Origin of the sequence: Petroclostridium sp. X23, from assembly GCF_030013905.1 — a bacterium.
Classification (GTDB): Bacteria; Bacillota; Clostridia; order SK-Y3; family SK-Y3; genus X23.
Genome location: NZ_CP124862.1, coordinates 2318212 through 2335627, shown reverse-complemented (window position 1 = coordinate 2335627; position 17416 = coordinate 2318212). Strand labels below are relative to the sequence as shown.

Below are 17416 nucleotides of genomic sequence, written 5' to 3'. Positions count from 1 at the left end.
GAGAGTAGAAAATTTAGAAAATATGGATTTTTAATATAAAAAGCAGGCGATCGCCTGCTTTTATTCTTTTCGTAGCTTGCTTAGTACTGGTATGGCAGCATCGCTTATAAGATAGTTGTAGGTAGACCTTGGCACAAGCTCTTTCACAGCGTCCATATTTCCTTGTGCCAGTAACGCTCGAACACGGGATGCACTGATGGCGGCACCTGACTTATCCAGCCGTGGTAGCTCTACCACTTCTATGCCTGCCGGAATAAGACGTTCTTTCATAGTACGGTTGTATATTTCGGTTACCGGAGAAAAAGGCTCGGTACCTATGTAACGCTTCTTGATACCGAGCGCAGGTACAATATGTTTTAAAAATATTTCTACATCTATGGCACAATGTGCATTAGCAAGTTGTGTATCTTTCGTAAAATAAGAAGGGAAAGTAAGAGAAGAAACTACATATCTTCCCCCGGGAATGACAGTAACGTTAGGGAGATGTGCAGTACCTTCGCACATTAGCTTATAACGCACATCAAAAGGAAAGGCCGAAAGCTCTTCTTGTACTGCTAAAATAAATACTTTGCCGCTTACGGAAGCAGCGGTCTCAATCAAATATTGGTGGCCTAATGTAAAAGGATTGCAGTTCATTACGATAGCGCATGTATTGTCATAAGTCGCGCCTGCTTGCGCTTTGAGATTATGGCAGTATTCTGAGATACCCGGCCGGCCCCATTCGAGCAGTGCAGCATAGGGTTTTGCTACAGCCACTACTTCAAAACCTAAAGGAGTAAATATATTTGTTTTTTCCGGTTTTGTAAAAAGATAAAGATTGTGTTTTCCTATCTCAAAAGCGTATTTAATCAAGTGAGTAATGACAACAGAAGATAAATCCTCACCTTGAAACTGTTGAGATACAGCGACCATTTGCAGCATATCTCCCGAAAGTGAGCCGGTTGCGACTAATTCATCATGAAAAAATATGCCAACAGTATAATCTACATTAGTATTTATAGATAGACCGCAGCTTTCGATAAGGTCTTTTGCCTGATTAATGTTTGTTAAACGGCGTTCTTCAATCATATCTAAAACCTCCTTTATTTGATATAGAAAAAAGTTATAGGGGGTATGAAATACTAAGTATTTGCATATATCATGTGTCTATTATATAATCAGGACAGTAAAAAAACAAGATTATTTATAAATAATATACAAAAGACTTAGATGTATATTCTTGATAATAGAAATACCTAAGCTTCGCAATGGTACCATTGTTTTAACGCAACTAAGAAAGGCGTTCTTATATTTTTATGATTTAAGCATTTATTAGTTTGCTTAATCATTTTCAAGGAGGAATTATGATGAAGTTGCCTGATATACTAGCTAATAAAATAGGTAGTTTTTTTAAGCAGAGACATAAAATTAAAAATACTATTAAAGCAGCAGCTTATCATAAGGTGGGTATTTCGAATTTTCACAGTATACGGGTTAAGTTAATTGCCGCTTTCTTCGTAATGATTATTCCCATTAGTGCTTTGGGGATTATCTCTCAAAAGCTTGCATCGGATGCACTCGAACATAAAGCGATTGAAAGCAGCAAGGAAACCATGAAAAAAACGAGTGATTATTTGGATCTGGTATTCGAAATGGTGCAGGATACATACCAGCAATTAACGACTAACCGGGATATTCGTGATTATATAAAATCGGATATTATAGTGGACAGCCAAGGGAATATTACAGGTGACAATCCGTATGGCGATTATATGATCATGGACAAAGCAAAGCAGATTCTTGTTAATACGGTACTTGCGAGCCAGTTCCTGTCCAAAATAGAAATATTGAGAGACGGTCAAAACCATGTCGGATCTTCAACATTGGCCTTAGACGAAAAGGTGGATGATCTGAGACAAACATCATGGTATAAAGATGCCGAAGCTAATATGGGATTCCTTATATGGCGCGGTGACCATAAGGAATTCGATGAGTTTGTATCGGGGGAGTATGATAAAGCATACTCGATGTCCGCAATTGCCGTTCTGGATGATATGAGATTTATGTCAACAAACAGTGCCGCATCTAATGCAATATTTATAGCGGATATAAAATTTGATTTTGTTAATAATTTATTGGACGGAACTTATCTCGGAGAAGGCAGTACGATTCATCTGATCAGTCCGGATGGAAGGGTGATTTCATCATCGGCGGAAAAAGAGAAGTCGGAAGACATAGCGGATATAGTAAATCAAGGCTTCTATCAAGATATTCAGAACAGTGAAAAGCAAAGTAATGCAAAATTAGTGTCTTATCACGGAAAAGACCATTTAATGGTTTATAATAAAATAGATATGAATGGTTATGTTTTAATAGGTCTTATCCCTCGTTCCGAGCTTCTTGCTGCGGCAAGAGATATTAAAATATGGACACTGGGACTAGTAATACTTGCTGCCATTGCTGCAATGGGTATGGGGTTGTACATGGCAATGCGCATGGGTAAAACGATCAGTCATATCGTAGATATTGCCGACAGTGCTTCCAGAGGAGACTTAACCGCTAATCCGGTGTCGCGCAGCAAGGACGAGCTTGGTATTCTTACCCAAAGCATGGCAAAAATGATATCAAATATGAGGGAGATTATACAGCAGGTGGTAGAGATTGCGAATAAGGTAGCCCATTCTGCCGAGACAGTTGCGTCTACATCTGAGGAGATTTCTACCACATCTCATGAAGTATCGTCGGCAATACAGGAGATCTCGCGCGGTTCGTCAGAACAGGCCGGTGATGCGGAGCAAGGCAGCAGAAAGATGGAGAAGCTGGCTTTGAAAATTAATAATGTATCCGATAATACCAAGAGCATACATCATGTTTCTCAAAATACTGGTAAATTAGTACAGCAGGGATTAGTTTCCATTGAGGATTTGGATAAAAAGTCTCATGAGACCACAGCCATCACTGGAGTGATCTTGTCCGATATTCAACAGCTGCAGCAGCAGTCCAAGTCTATCGATATGATAAACAAGGTTATCAACGGCATCGTAGAGCAAACGAAGCTGCTGGCTTTGAATGCTGCTATTGAAGCTGCCCGTGCCGGTAAAGCCGGAAGAGGTTTTGCTGTAGTAGCCGATGAAGTGCGAAAATTAGCAGGGCAGTCTATGGAAGCGACACATGAGATAACTTCTATTATTAAGTCGATTCACCAGCAGACAGCACAGATGGTGGAAAGGGCAAAATCAGTGGAAGAAACGGTTAAATCTCAGAATCAATCGGTTGTTACATCAATTTCTATATTCAAGCAGATTGCCGAGGCTATGAATAATTTGGAGGCAGCGGTTGATGGGGTTATGTCGGGAATTGCTGAAATGGAAGGAAATAAAAATGAAGCGGTTTTAATCATGCATAATGTTTCCAGTGTATCTCAGCAGACGGCTGCATCCACCGAAGAAATTACCGCCTCTACCGAGGAACAATTGTCGAGCATAGAGGAACTGGCTGTTTTCGCACAAGAATTGAGCGACGCAGCACGGCAGTTAACAAGATCCATTGAAAAGTTTAAAATATAAGTTATAATAGGCATACTAAAAAGAATAGCAAGAGTTAATGCTATTCTTTTTAGTATGGTACTATGATATAAATATTAGGATTCTAATGTGGTACAACCGCATTTTTCACCTAGCATTTTAATAAATTGCTGCGCCGCTTTAGAAAGGTAACTATTTTTTTGAGTGGCTACGCACACTGACCAGTATGGCGAATATTTATCCTCAATAGAATAATAAGCGGGGGAATACGCCACTGTAAATATTTCTACATACTGTTGTGGGACGAGAGTTACGCAAATACCTTCGCAAGCTAATCGTCTGGCGGTTTCATAGCTTTTGGTAGTCAACACGATCAATGGATTAATATTGGCTTTCTGTAGGATTGCATCAGACATCTGTCTGATTCTTTGGCCACGACTTACTAAGATAAATGGTTCGTTGGCGAATAATGTAAGATCTATCCTGGGGTGCTTGGAGTCAGGAACTTCTACTGCATGACGGCCAAGGGGATGGTCTTTTTTTGTTACTAGAATAAAGTGGTCTCGGTAGAGCAAATGATATACTATATTTGAGTCATTAATAGGGTCGTAGAACGGGTTGGTATGCATAACTGCGAAATCTATTTTTCCTGAGGATAGGGCTTTCTCTAGACCTGTGGAGGTTTCTTCAACGATATGCACATCTATATTCGGATATGCTGCTTTGAACGGTGGCAAAGTCGCTGGCAATAGGTGTGTTGCAAGGTTAGCTGTAAAACCGATGGTAATCTTGCCCTTTTTTAAATTGTTTATGTCACAAACTTCTATTTCAAAGTCATTGTAAATCTTTAAGATATCTGTAGCAATTTGATAGTATCTTTCCCCTGCAAATGTTGGGAGCAATCCGGTATTAGTACGTTTAAAAAGTTTAGTACCAAGGTCCGACTCGATTTTTTGGATACATTTGCTGAGGGAAGGCTGGGTTAAAAAAAGCTTTTGTGCGGCTTTGGAGATACTCTTTTCTTCTGCGATTGTTTTTACATATAACAATTCACGTTCTGTCATTTTGACAACTACCTCCCTTTATTTGATATAGAAAAAAGTTATAGGGGTTATAAAATATTAAGTATTTGCATATATCATATGGACATTATATAATTAAGACAGTAAAAAAACAAGATTATTTATAAATAATATACAAAAGACTTAGATGTATATTCTTGGTAATAGAAATACCTAAGCTTTGCAATGGTACCATTGCTTTAACGCAACTAAGAAAGGCGTTCTTGTATTTTACAATTTATTAAAGGTTGTTTTATCATTCAAGTCATACTTAATAATGCAAAATTCGTTTTTGACAAAAATTCTACAAGGATTTCACTTAAAACTGCAGGAGTAGGTTGAGGGGGTAAAAAATGAGTGAGTTGCGCAAATTGTCAAGATACATTTGTGAGCTTAGTTTAGACAATGTGCCCAATGAGGTTCAGAATGCTGCAAAGCTTTGCGTACTTGATTCTGTTGGTGCTGCCGTTGGAGCGGCTCATTACGAACTTATAAAAGGTGTAGCAGATACCTATTATGATATTGCCGGGAAGAGCGACCATGCGTCATGTTGGGGACAGAAAAAGAAGGCTCCGCTGCTTACTGCGATTTTTCTTAATGCAATGATGGGTCATACTTTGGAGTTGGATGATGTGCATACAAATTCGAAAACACATATTGGTACTGTTGTAGTTCCAACTGCATGGACAATGGCAGAATTTCTGGGAAGAAGCGGTAAGGAATTTCTGGAAGCGGTTATCTGCGGATATGAGGTTATGTCAAGGATAGGGATGGGATTTGGAGTATCGGGACACCGGAATAAAGGATGGCATGTTACCGCTACGGCAGGAACATTTGGGGCTGCAGCCGCGGCTGCCAAGCTTTTGAAGCTGGACGAAGAAAAGACAGTATCTGCGTTGGGAATGGCAGGGACACAGTCATTCGGATTATGGGCTTTTCTAGCTGATGGTGCGAACTGTAAGGTGTTGCATCCTGCGAGGGCCGCGGTGAGTGGTGCGGAGGCGGCACTTCTTGCAAAATCCAATATGACGGGTCCGGAACATATTTTAGATGCAAAAGATGGCGGATTATTTGCCGCTATGTCTGATGAACATGATATAAGTTTGGTTGCAAAAGACTTGGGACAAAAATATGAGATGATGTATATGGATAATAAACCGTATCCATGCTGCAGAAGTACACATTGTACCATAGACGCCGCTTTGGCCATTAAGAACGAGTTTGGGATTTCTAAAAATGATATAGAAGAGATTGAGGTTGCCACCTATCTGGTAGGGTATAAGCAGTGCGGTGTCAGTGAAGGAAGCATAAATCCTGTTACTCCGGTAGATGCAAAGTTTTCTACGCCGTTTACCGTGGCTTGTGCATTTCTTTTTGGAGAGGTTACATTAAATCATTTCAAGCAAGAGTGCATCCAAAATCCCGAGGTGAGGGATTTGCTTAGAAAGGTTAATGTTGTGACGGAAGATAGATTTACAAAAGTATATCCTGGTCATTGGGGATGTGAACTCAGCGTTACGTGTAAGGATGGAAGAATTATTAAGAAGGAAATCGCTGATGCGTCAGGCAGTGTTGATAACCCATTGACAAAAGATCAGGTAAGAGCTAAGGCGCTGGCATTGATAAGCGACACATGTTCGGAAGATGCGGCACGTATCGTAGAGATGATTTTAGCTATTGATGATGCGCAAGCAGTCCCTGCGCTATAGAAAGATTGATGAGGCATAAAAAAACAATTTGTGACGAGTTGTTATTTGAATGAACTAGTATCTGGAGGGAGAAAAGGATATGAAGATACCCTGTGTTTATATGAGAGGCGGCACAAGCAAGGGTGTTATGTTCTTGGAAAAGGATTTGCCTGAAGATAAAAAACGATGAGACAGGGGCGGAATTGAAGGTCAATTTTCTTAATCCCGGCGGAGCGAAAATCGGTAAGGTTTTGCCTACAAGAAAGATTATGGATGGGTACGTCTATATCAGAGACTAGAAAAATAACTAACTGAAAGGGAGAATAATTCATGGTGAAATTATATGATACCGGTGTATACCTTATAAATGGACAAGAAATTGTATGTGATGATGCAAATGCTGCTGCAATTATTAAGAGTAAAACCGGAAAAGAAGTAACAAAAGACCAGGCGAAGAAAGGTACTATTGCTTATTCAATTATTGAAACCCATAATGCATCTGAAGATGAGAAAAATTTAAAAATAAAGTTTGATTCCTTGACCGCCCATGACATTACCTATGTCGGGATCATCCAGACTGCAAGAGCAAGTGGGATGGAGGAATTCCCCGTACCCCTTGTATTGACCAACTGCCATAACAGCCTCTGTGCTGTAGGCGGCACAATCAATGAGGATGATCACATGTTTGCGCTTTCAGCTGCTAAAAAGTATGGCGGTATTTTTGTACCTACCAATCTAGCGGTTATCCACTCTTACAACAGAGAAATGATGAGTAAATGCGGCAGAATGATACTAGGCTCCGACAGCCATACGAGATATGGAGCACTTGGAACGATGGGTGTAGGAGAAGGCGGCGGTGAACTCGCGAAACAGCTTGTGGGCAGAAGCTACGACTTGGCCAGACCCGAAGTTATCGGTATCTACCTTACCGGAAAACCTGAAAAAGGTGTAGGGCCTCAAGACGTTGCGCTTAGTATTATAGGGAAGGTATATAAAAATGGATACGTGAAGAATAAAGTAATGGAATTTATTGGAGATGGCATCGCAAATCTGAACGTTGAATACAGAAACGGGATTGATGTAATGACGACCGAAACCACGTGCTGGACATCTATATGGTGTACCGATGAAAAGGTTGAGGAATATTATGAGATCCATGGCAGAAAAGAAGACTATGCAAAGCTTGTTCCGGAAGATATTGCCTATTATGACGGGTTGGTGTATGTAGATCTTTCTACAATAAGGCCGACCATTGCGATGCCTTTCCATCCAAGCAATATTTATACCATAGAGGAATTGAAAGCAAACCCTCTTGATATCATGCATGAAGTGCAGAAGGAAGGCCTCAAGCAGTTTGATAATCCAAACTTCAATTTTGATCTAATGAGCAAGGTAGTAAATGGTGAAATCTATGTAGATCAAGGTATTGTGGCAGGCTGCTCCGGTGGTACGTATGACAATATTGTTGATATAGCGGATATATTGGAAGGAAAATCTATAGGAGACGGTACGTTTAAAATGAGCGTTTATCCGGGCAGCCAGCCAGCATACAGGCATCTTGTCAAGAATGGTTCTATAGAAAAACTAATGGATGCAGGAGTGATCGTGCGTGAAGCGTTTTGCGGTCCATGCTTTGGCGCAGGAGATACACCTGCCAACCAAGAATTTTCTATCCGTCATACCACTAGGAACTTCCCGAATCGTGAAGGCTCTAAACCTACCGAAGGGCAGATTTCCTCTGTTGCACTGATGGATGCCCGTTCAATTGCTGCAACGGCAATCAATGGTGGTAAACTCACAGCTGCAACAGAAATCGATGTAGCCTATACTAAACCCGCATATTACTTTAATAAGGCTATCTACGATAAACGTGTATATAATGGGGTAGGCAGACCGGATAGCAATGCAGAGCTTAAGTTTGGCCCGAATATTAAAGATTGGCCGGTTATACCCGGTTTAACCGATAACTTATTGCTCAAGGTCGTTACGTATATTACCGATCCTGTTACCACCACCGATGAGCTTATTCCTTCGGGTGAGACTTCATCCTTCCGTTCAAATCCGTTAAGACTTGCGGAATTTACACTCAGCAGGAAAGATCCTGCATATGTAAAAAATACTAAAGCAATTCAAGAAATTGAAGTGGCAAGGGAGAAAGGGATAGATCCCTGCACTATTTCGGAGGAAATTAAGAAAGTCTATAATAAGATCCACGGGATTATTGGATTTGAGAATATCGATCCATTGAAGGTAGGTATTGGAAGCACGGTTTTTGCGAACAAGCCGGGAGACGGTTCGGCCAGAGAACAAGCTGCGTCTTGTCAGAGGGTGATTGGCGCATGGGCAAACATAGCAAAGGAATATGCTACTAAGCGTTATCGGTCTAATTTGATCAACTGGGGAATGGTTCCGTTTATAGTGAAAGACGAAACGGCATTTAATAAAGAGGAATTTATATTTATCATTAATTTAAAGAATTCAATTCTTGAAGGAAAAAAGGAGATCAAGGCTTACGCAATAGGCGATCATGTGACCGAGCTGACTCTTTCTATAGGAGATCTTACGGAAGACGAGAAAAAAGTGCTTATATCAGGGTGTTTAATCAACTACTACAAAAAAGAGATAAATTGAGAGTGAAAATGGATAGATCAGTTTTAATTATAGTGATGTTTAGTTTATAGAGCAAGTGAGTGGAAAGGATGTGTGAATATGTCACAGATAAATAAAACTGCTTGTGCCGGAACACTGGAATCCAGTGATATTATGATTTTTGTTGAAAAAGACGGAAAAGGCATAGAAGTTGATTTGAAGAGTACGGTTGGAAAACAATTCGGAGATCAAATCAAAGCAGTCATTATAAAAACACTTACTGATTTAGGTGCGACAGATGTAAAGGTGATTGCAAATGACAGAGGCGCTTTAGACTGTACCATTAAGGCAAGAGTACAGGCAGCTTACTATAGAGCAATAGACTGCGCTGATTATAAGCGGGGTGCATAATATGGCGTATCAGAAAACAAGGCTTAGGAGAACCATGATGTTTATTCCGGGAAATAACCCGGGAATGATGAAAGACGCGCATCTTTACGGGGCGGATTCGTTAATGTTTGATTTGGAGGACTCTGTGAAATTGGAAGAGAAGGATGCGGCAAGATATCTTGTTTACAATGCTTTAACCACACTGGATTATGGTGATATAGAGAAAGTTGTCCGTATCAATCCATTAAATACTTCCCTTGGTAAAGCTGATATTGAGATGATGGTAAAAGCAGGCGTAAATATTATCAGACTGCCAAAGTCCGAAACAGCACAGGATATCATTGATGTAGACAACTATATTGCCTTATGTGAGGAAAGGTATGGGGTTGAGATAGGCAGTACAGGTATGATGGCGGCAATAGAAAGTGCGCTTGGGGTTATCAATGCGTATGATATTGCTAAGGCAAGCAAGCGCCTTGTGGGGATTGCACTTGGTGCAGAGGATTATGTGACAGACTTAAAAGCAAAAAGGACGGCATCAGGTGTGGAGCTTTTTGCGGCTAGAACGCAGATTATTATAGCTGCTAGAGCAGCCGGTATAGCAGCGCTGGATACGGTGTTTTCGGATGTTAATGATGAAGACGGATTCCGAAAGGAAGTTCAACTCATTAAAGATATGGGATTCGACGGAAAATCTGTATTGAATCCCAGACAGATCGAACCGGTGATAGAGATATTTACTCCGACACAGAAGGAAATAGAACATGCGGAGCGGGTAATAGAAGCTTTGAAAGAAGCAGAGTCAAAAGGTCTCGGAGTGATCAGTCTCAATGGAAAAATGATTGATAAGCCTGTAGTCATAAGAGCGAAACACACGCTTGAGCTTGCAGAAGCAGCCGGTATCTATATGAGAAATTAACGGGGGTGAAGGGTTGATGAAGAATGTTTTAGGTGTTGAAGTACCTCAATATATAGAAGGCTTGGGACAACTGCATATATTTGACGGAAAGCGTTACAGCGGCACTATTTTCCAACAAGAACTGAAAGCGCCGAAAGGACGCAGTGGCAAAATAGTTGCGTCTATTGAGAAGGTTGTAGAGTTATGCGGGCTTAAGGATGGAATGACCATCTCTTTTCATCATCATTTCAGAAATGGTGATTATATTGTAAACATGGTGATGGATACGTTGGCAAAGATGGGTTTTAAAGATTTGGTAGTGGCGGCTAGTTCCTTAACCAGCTGTCATCACCCAATGATTGATCATATTAAGAACGGAGTTGTTAAGAGGATAGAGACCAGCGGTATGCGTGGCGAGCTGGCAAATGCAGTTTCAGACGGATTGATGGATTTACCTGTTATTTTCCGTTCTCATGGTGGCAGAGCTTATGCTATTGCTTCCGGCGAATTAAAAATTGATGTTGCATTTCTCGGGGCACCTTCCTGTGACCGAGCCGGAAATGCGAATGGTTATAATAAGAACGGTGATACCTTATATGATTGCGGATCGTTGGGTTACGCCATGGTGGATGCGCAACATGCAAGTAAGACAGTTATTTTAACAAATAATATCGTACCCTATCCCAATACCCCCTGTGCAATTAAGGAAGTCGATGTGGATTATATTGTTAAGATGGATGCAATCGGAGATCCAAAAGGTATTGCCAGCGGCGCAACCAGATTTACAACCAACCCTAGAGAGCTTAAAATCGCAAGGACGGCTGCTGATATTATGGAGAATTCCGGCTATTTTAATGACGGGTTCTCATTTCAGACCGGAACCGGCGGCGCATCTCTAGCAGTAACACGTTTTCTTCGTGATAAGATGGTTAATAAAAAAATTACGGCGAGCTTTGCATTAGGTGGGATTACCGGTGCAATCGTGAAACTGCACGAGGAAGGCCTCGTTAAAAAGCTGTTGGATGTACAGGGCTTTGATCTTGAGGCAGCAAGAAGTGTCCGCGAAAATCCCTCTCATTGTGTGATTAGCGGTCATCATTATGCGGGGTCCGGATTGGAAGGAGCTGCAGTGGATCAACTGGATATGGTAGTTTTAAGTGCATTGGAAATAGATACGGATTTTAATGTAAATGTACTTACCGGTTCGGACGGTGTGATAAGAGGAGCGATAGGAGGTCACCCTGATACTGCATCAGGAGCAAAAATGACCATTGTTGTAGCACCGCTCATAAGAGGCAGAATCCCGACAATACTGGATCGGGTTAACACCATCGTAACACCGGGAGCAACGGTAGATGTATTTGTTACCGAATATGGTGTGGCGGTAAATCCGATGCGGCAAGATTTGATTCATAACTTCACATCAGCAGGGATGCAACTGAGCACTATAGAAGAATTTCAAAAGATAGCAGAGGGGATAGTAGGCAAGCCAAAGCGTGTTGAGTATGGCAGTAAAATCGTTGGACTGGTATACTATCGTGACAGCAGCGTAATTGATGTGATTAGGCAAGTATAAAAGAAAGTTCATACTTGCAGAAAGAACTATTTTGATTAGAAAGAAGAGATATGCTATGAGTAAAATAAGTGTTCCTTATGGAAAAATGATGCAAGAAGCAATTGTGAGTGATGAAGTCGAAGTTGAAGTCATTGATATCAATGTTCCGGAAATTACGGCAACTGAAGAGCAGCTGGTTAAAGAAGCACTGGATTATCCGATTGGAATAGATAGGGTTGAAAATCTTGTGAAGAAAGAGGATCAGGTTGTCATTGTTGTAAATGACCATACAAGGCCCGGTCCCAACAAAATCATTGTAAAGGAACTTGTAACAAGGCTTTCAGGAGCAGGAATTCCTGATGAAAATATTAGATTCATCTTTGCGACGGGCAGCCATAGAGCAAGCACAGATGAAGAAATTGCCAATATCATCGGAGCAGAGTATAGGGATAGGTATCAAGCAATCATGCATAACTGTTTGGACAAAGACAGCCTGACATATCTGGGGGAAACTGTATCCGGCATGCCCTTATATGTAAATAAGGCAGTTGTCGAAAGCTCTTTTGTGATTACTACCGGATTGATAGCACCGCATCATTCAGCGGGTTTTAGTGGAGGCAGAAAAAGTATTGTTCCCGGTGTGGCAGGAATTGAGACGCTAAAAATTCATCATTCCCTGCCCATAAGGCCTTTTAATCCTGCCATGGGGTTTATGTATGGGAATCCATTCCATGAGGCAGCTCTTGAAGCTGCAAAAAAGGTAAATGTCGGGTTTATGGTAAATGCGGTTCAAGATCCGCATAAGCAAAATATTGCATTTGTTGCCGGCGACATTGAATTAGCCCATGCTAAAGGTGTTGAAATCTGTAAAAAGGTGAGTGAAGTTGAAATCTGCGGGTTGGCAGATATAGTTATTACGAGCCCTGGCGGCTATCCAAGAGACTGCAACCTTTATCAGGCGCAAAAAGCGCTATCGGTTGCAGAACCGCTTGGAAAACCGAATTGTATATATATCTTAATGGCAAATGCTGAAGATGGCATTGGGGAAGGTGTATTCCGTGAATGGATGGTTGAAGCAAAAACGTCTCAAGAGGTTGTAGAAAGGTTTAGAAGGGAGGGATATAACGTCGGCAGCAATAAGGCGTTTATGTATGCCAGAGCTATGACAAAAGGAAAAGTCATGGTTGTTTCGGAAAACCTAAAAGAAAAAGACCTGAAAGAAATGATGTTTGAATGGGCACCTAATCTCCAGGAAGCTATCAAAAAAGCCATGAGCGAGAGAGATGTTAAAAAAATGATTGTATTACCGAGGGCTGTTAACATTATTCCATGTGTTAATTAAAAAATGAAGGGGGATAAAAATGAACAAGAAAAGTGTGGTAATATTCTGTTTAATCATATCTCTGATGATGATTGCAGGTTGTTCTTCAAGTACGCCGGCATCCGAGTCTAAAGCATCCGAGTCTAAAGCGTCTACACCTGCAGCTTCTGGGGAATCCCCGCAAAAAGAATGGAAGTTTGAAAGAAAAGTTGAAATCGTTATTCCGTTTGGACCAGGCAGCGGTACGGATACCACTATAAGAGCGTTCGCTCCATTGCTGGAAAAAGAGATTGGCGTACCTATCACTATTAACAATGTTTCAGGGGCTTCCGGCGTAAAAGGGGCTGAGTATTTAAACAGTCAGCCTGCTGACGGTTATACTTATGCGCTGTATACACCATCCCATTTAATCGCAGCTATTGCAAAGACAGCAAACTTTGATATTTTTAACGAAACAGAACCGGTAGCAAGGCTTGTATTTGACGCGAATGTTATTTTTGCAGGTAAAAATGTTCCTTATAATAATTTCAAAGAATTGGTTGAATATGCAAAAGCAAATCCGGGTAAAGCAAAAATAGGTTTGATGTCGGTAACCGGGATAGATGCTGTATCTGTACAGGAGCTCTTTGACCTTGCAGGCATCGATGTTCCGTTAGTACCATATGCAAGCGGTGCCGAAGCAAATGCCGGGGTTATGGGCGGGCACATTGACATGGTTTTATCAAGTCCGTTTGATGCTAACACTTATTTGGAATCCGGTGACATGAAGGGCATTGTTATTTTAAGTGAAAAGAGAGCTTCGACAATATCCGATGTTGAGTGTACCAAGGAGTTGGGGTATGAAGCATATATCGGACCTTGGAGAGGTATTGTAGCAAAGAAAGGCATACCTGAAGGAGCTATTGAAGCACTTGAAGCAGCAATCGTTAAGGCCAATGATTCAAAGGAATGGACAGACTGGAAGGAATCCGTATCTCTCAATGACAGGCCAGGTTTTGCAAATAGAGAAGAATTTAAAAAGATTTGGTCTGAATATTATGAGAAGATGAAAAAAGCTTTAGACAAATAGTTTATACATTGCTAAAATATCATCTGCAATATCTGTGGGAGAACGAAGGCTTCTTCCATGGATACTGCAAAAAAGGGCGAGGTGAAGTATTTTGGTTATAGAATTACTATTTAATGCAGCTTTAATGTTATTTTTTATGTATTGTTTCTTCTATGTAGGTTCAACCGCTCCGAAACCTGAGACTGGTGTAATGAATGGTGCACAATGGCCTCAAATGCTTTTGGTGTTGCTAGTAGTTTTCTTATGTATTAACATGTATAATATTTTTAAGAGAACGTCCAAAGAAGAAAAAAATTTTAAATCCATAACAGACATAAACTTTAAGGAATTCTATAAAAGTAAATTGCTTATTGGTATGACGATATTGCTTTTTTATGCGTTTCTTTTAGAGTATGTTGGTTTTATCCTATCCTCATTTATTGCTTCAGTTTTGTATTCAAGACTATTGGGTGAAAAACGTATTGTAAAGTTATTGGTATACTCTTTATTGAGCGTAGTAATTCTGTATTTCTTGTTTTCGAGAGGTCTTGATATTATGTTACCTAGAGGAAAAGGAATATTTCGTGATTTTGCTTTGCTCCTTGAAACAATATAAGTGGAGGGATATAAAACTATGGAATTGTTGATTCAGGGTTTTCAAGTTGTTCTAAGTCCTGTTACATTTGCATATATCGTCGGTGGGACAATCCTTGGTGTAATATTTGGTGCAATGCCGGGAGTAAGTGCTTCTATGGCTGTTGTTTTAGCAATGACTTTTACTTACTCCATGACACCTTTGGTTTCTATTGCATTTTTGGTTGCTGTTTATTGTGCATCAATTACAGGCGGGGGTATTACGGCAATTCTCTTTAAAATTCCTGGGACTCCTGCCAGTGCGCCCACAACATTTGATGGATATCCTATGGCAGCCAGGGGAGAAGCAGGTAAAGCATTGGGAATCTCACTTGTCACATCTGCTATCGGGGGGATTGTAGCTGCCTTTGCTATGTTTTTACTTGCACCACAGCTGGCAGGTGCTGCATTAAAATTCGGTCCATCAGAGCTCTTCGCAGTTTCTTTTTTAGGGCTTTCGGTTTTGACCTGCCTGGATGACGGAAATGTTGTTCAAACAATCATATCCGGTCTTATCGGTTTATGGCTGGCAACAGTGGGGATGGATCCGTTAATGGGGTTTGCAAGGTTTACCTGGGGTAACTCCACACTTCTTAATGGAATACAAATGATACCTGTGATGATAGGTATGTTTGCCATTACCGAAGTCTTAAAGCAAACTGTAAAGCGTACTAAAATGGAGAGTCTTGATAAAAGCAGTAGTAAGATTAAAGCTACGCTGATTTCTCTTAAGGAACTTTGGTTGATGAAGTGGACGGTTATTCGATCCGGAGTATTGGGAACAATGGTTGGCATTCTTCCCGGTGCTGGTGCTACAATTGCTTCGTTTCTCAGCTATACCACTGAAGTTAAAATGTCCAAGACACCGGATAAATATGGGAAAGGTGCACCGGAAGGTGTCGCTGCTTCCGAGACTGCTAATAACGCAGCTACCGGCGGATCCATGGTTCCGCTCCTTGCGCTTGGTATTCCCGGTGGTAATGCAGCTGCAGTAATGATGACCGCATTAGTACTTAAGGGAGTGCAGATGGGTCCGATGCTCATTAAGACGCAGCCGCAATATCTTTCCAGCGTGTTTGCTTCAATGATAGTAACCAACATTATTATGGTAATCATTGCAGTTGGTATTGCCAAAATCTTTAGTAAAATCCTTGCAATTCCATACAGTGTATTGGGTACGGTAATCATTATGCTTTCTGTGATAGGCAGCTTCGCCCTTGGCAATAGTACAGGTGATGTTTTGCTAATGATTATTGCGGGGATATTGGGATATATTTTTAAAAAATTTGGTTTCAATGCAGCTGCATTGATATTGGGATTGGTGCTTGGAGAAATGTGTGAATCCAATCTCAGAAGAGCGATAATGCTAGATAACGGTAATTATATAGCTGTGTTCACTAAGCCAATTACTGCAGTTCTTATGTTGGCGTGTATTGCCATGTTGGCATATCCGGTTATTAAGCCCTATATTATGAAAGAGAAATCTAAAATGAGTGTTTAAGAACAAAAGAATTATTAAACCGTGTGGGGAGATACTATACCTTGCGCGGGGAATTTTAGGAGGGAATTATATGATGAAAAGAAAATTAGCATTTTTATTATCTATTGTACTAACATTGGCTATATTCGCAGGTTGTTCCAAAAATGATCCGGCCGGAGATTCAGCTAGCGGAGATGCCGGTAAAAAACCGGCAAAGAGACAGTTTATGACGTTTGCGGCGCCGCCTGCCAGTTCTGCGGTTTATCCATATTGGGTAGCTGTTGGTAAAGCGATTTCTACAGTACATCCGGAATTTCAGATTACTGTTTCTGAGTCGCAGGGTGCTGTAGACATTACAAAACGTGTTCGCAGCGGTGAAGTTGCCGTAGGTAATTCGGTATCCAGCACCGATTATGAAAATTACAGCGGAACAGGGTCTTTTGAGGGTCAAGCAAACAAAGAGGCTAGAATGCTTTGGTATCATCAAATCACGCCCGAGCATTTTGTCGTATCAAAGGATTCGGGGGTGAAATCTCTTAGTGATTTAAACGGAAAGAAATTTAATCCGGGTGGTACAGGAACATCTGCCGCAGCCATTACTTTTTCAATTATGGATATTTTAGGTGTAAAACCGGATTACTTTGAAGCCGGACAGTCTGATGCGGCCGATGCGTATGCAAATAGACAAATTATAGGAACTGTAAAGCTCGGACCTGTAAATGACAGCTATGTAATGCAATTGGTTGCAGCACAGCCAATCAATATTATAAGCTTGTCGGATGAAGAGATTAAAAAGGTTAACGAAAGGTATCCTTATATGATCGATTTTACCATTCCGGCAGGAACATACCAGGGCGTAGATGAAGATGTAAGAACAATGGCAACCATGCAGGGTGCCCAGACTACCAGCAAGCTTTCACAAGAAGATGGTTACAAGATGGTTAAGGCAATGTGTGAAGAGGGGAAAGAAATTTGGGCGAGTGCATATGCACAAGGAGCAGATACGGACATTTTGGAACTAGCATTAAAATCTCCTATTCCTCTTCATGCTGGAACTGTTCAATATTTAAAAGAAAAGGGTTATGATGTTCCTGAAAAATTAACACCTCCTGAATATAAACAATAAAGAACATAGATGTTGATATACCTGTATATTTATATATGAACCATATGTTTTAATGGTTGTTCTGTGTTCAAGTTTGTTAAGGTATATGTCATGTGTTCTGTGAAAGTGTACAAAGCGATACTAT

General features: G+C 40.7%; 14 protein-coding genes. 12 read left to right on the top strand and 2 right to left on the bottom strand.

All coding sequences use genetic code 11. The features are described 5' to 3' along the window. Window positions 1-60: 60 nt before the first annotated feature. Window positions 61-1068, bottom strand: a complete 1008-nt coding sequence (gene citC, locus QKW49_RS11110) for a [citrate (pro-3S)-lyase] ligase (RefSeq protein ID WP_282867600.1) — start codon at window positions 1066-1068, stop codon at window positions 61-63. A gap of 275 nt (window positions 1069-1343) precedes the next feature. On the opposite strand from citC, the gene QKW49_RS11105 reads away from it, so the two are divergent. After that, window positions 1344-3545, top strand: a complete 2202-nt coding sequence (locus QKW49_RS11105; RefSeq protein WP_282867599.1) for a methyl-accepting chemotaxis protein — start codon at window positions 1344-1346, stop codon at window positions 3543-3545. Between the two features lie 74 nt (window positions 3546-3619). Here the strand turns inward: QKW49_RS11105 and QKW49_RS11100 are convergent, their stop codons facing one another. Next, window positions 3620-4567, bottom strand: coding sequence for a LysR family transcriptional regulator (locus tag QKW49_RS11100; RefSeq protein ID WP_282867598.1), 948 nt, complete (start codon window positions 4565-4567; stop codon window positions 3620-3622). A gap of 350 nt (window positions 4568-4917) precedes the next feature. Between QKW49_RS11100 and QKW49_RS11095 the strand changes: the two genes are divergently transcribed. The 11 genes from QKW49_RS11095 to QKW49_RS11045 all read left to right on the top strand — a co-directional run bounded on the left by QKW49_RS11095 (window position 4918) and on the right by QKW49_RS11045 (window position 17292). Continuing rightward, the gene (locus tag QKW49_RS11095; RefSeq protein ID WP_282867597.1) at window positions 4918-6273 is read left to right on the top strand and encodes an MmgE/PrpD family protein; all 1356 of its coding nucleotides are present in this window, start codon (window positions 4918-4920) and stop codon (window positions 6271-6273) included. Window positions 6274-6352: 79 nt separating this feature from the next. Next, a complete protein-coding gene (locus tag QKW49_RS11090) occupies window positions 6353-6442 on the top strand; it encodes a PrpF domain-containing protein (RefSeq protein ID WP_282867596.1) in 90 nt (29 codons plus the stop codon). Window positions 6443-6582: 140 nt separating this feature from the next. Beyond that, window positions 6583-8883: a hydratase gene (locus tag QKW49_RS11085; RefSeq protein WP_282867595.1), complete on the top strand. Its 2301-nt coding sequence runs from the start codon at window positions 6583-6585 to the stop codon at window positions 8881-8883. Window positions 8884-8961: 78 nt separating this feature from the next. Continuing rightward, on the top strand, window positions 8962-9252 hold the full coding sequence (gene citD, locus QKW49_RS11080) for a citrate lyase acyl carrier protein (protein ID WP_282867594.1): 291 nt from the start codon (window positions 8962-8964) through the stop codon (window positions 9250-9252). 1 nt (window position 9253) lies between these two features. Continuing rightward, entirely contained in the window at window positions 9254-10150 is an 897-nt protein-coding gene (citE, locus tag QKW49_RS11075; RefSeq protein ID WP_282867593.1) for a citrate (pro-3S)-lyase subunit beta, read from the top strand. Between the two features lie 16 nt (window positions 10151-10166). Further along, entirely contained in the window at window positions 10167-11705 is a 1539-nt protein-coding gene (gene citF / locus QKW49_RS11070; protein WP_282868120.1) for a citrate lyase subunit alpha, read from the top strand. 55 nt (window positions 11706-11760) lie between these two features. Further along, window positions 11761-13026: a nickel-dependent lactate racemase gene (larA, locus tag QKW49_RS11065; RefSeq protein WP_282867592.1), complete on the top strand. Its 1266-nt coding sequence runs from the start codon at window positions 11761-11763 to the stop codon at window positions 13024-13026. A gap of 19 nt (window positions 13027-13045) precedes the next feature. Further along, complete coding sequence (locus tag QKW49_RS11060; protein ID WP_282867591.1) at window positions 13046-14074, top strand: tripartite tricarboxylate transporter substrate binding protein; 1029 nt, start codon at window positions 13046-13048, stop codon at window positions 14072-14074. 91 nt (window positions 14075-14165) lie between these two features. Next, window positions 14166-14669 carry a tripartite tricarboxylate transporter TctB family protein gene (locus QKW49_RS11055; protein WP_282867590.1) on the top strand — a complete coding sequence of 168 codons (504 nt, stop codon included), beginning with the start codon at window positions 14166-14168 and terminating at the stop codon, window positions 14667-14669. Window positions 14670-14687: 18 nt separating this feature from the next. After that, window positions 14688-16187, top strand: a complete 1500-nt coding sequence (locus tag QKW49_RS11050) for a tripartite tricarboxylate transporter permease (protein WP_282867589.1) — start codon at window positions 14688-14690, stop codon at window positions 16185-16187. 70 nt (window positions 16188-16257) lie between these two features. Continuing rightward, a complete protein-coding gene (locus QKW49_RS11045; protein WP_282867588.1) occupies window positions 16258-17292 on the top strand; it encodes a TAXI family TRAP transporter solute-binding subunit in 1035 nt (344 codons plus the stop codon). The last annotated feature ends 124 nt before the right edge of the window (window positions 17293-17416 follow it).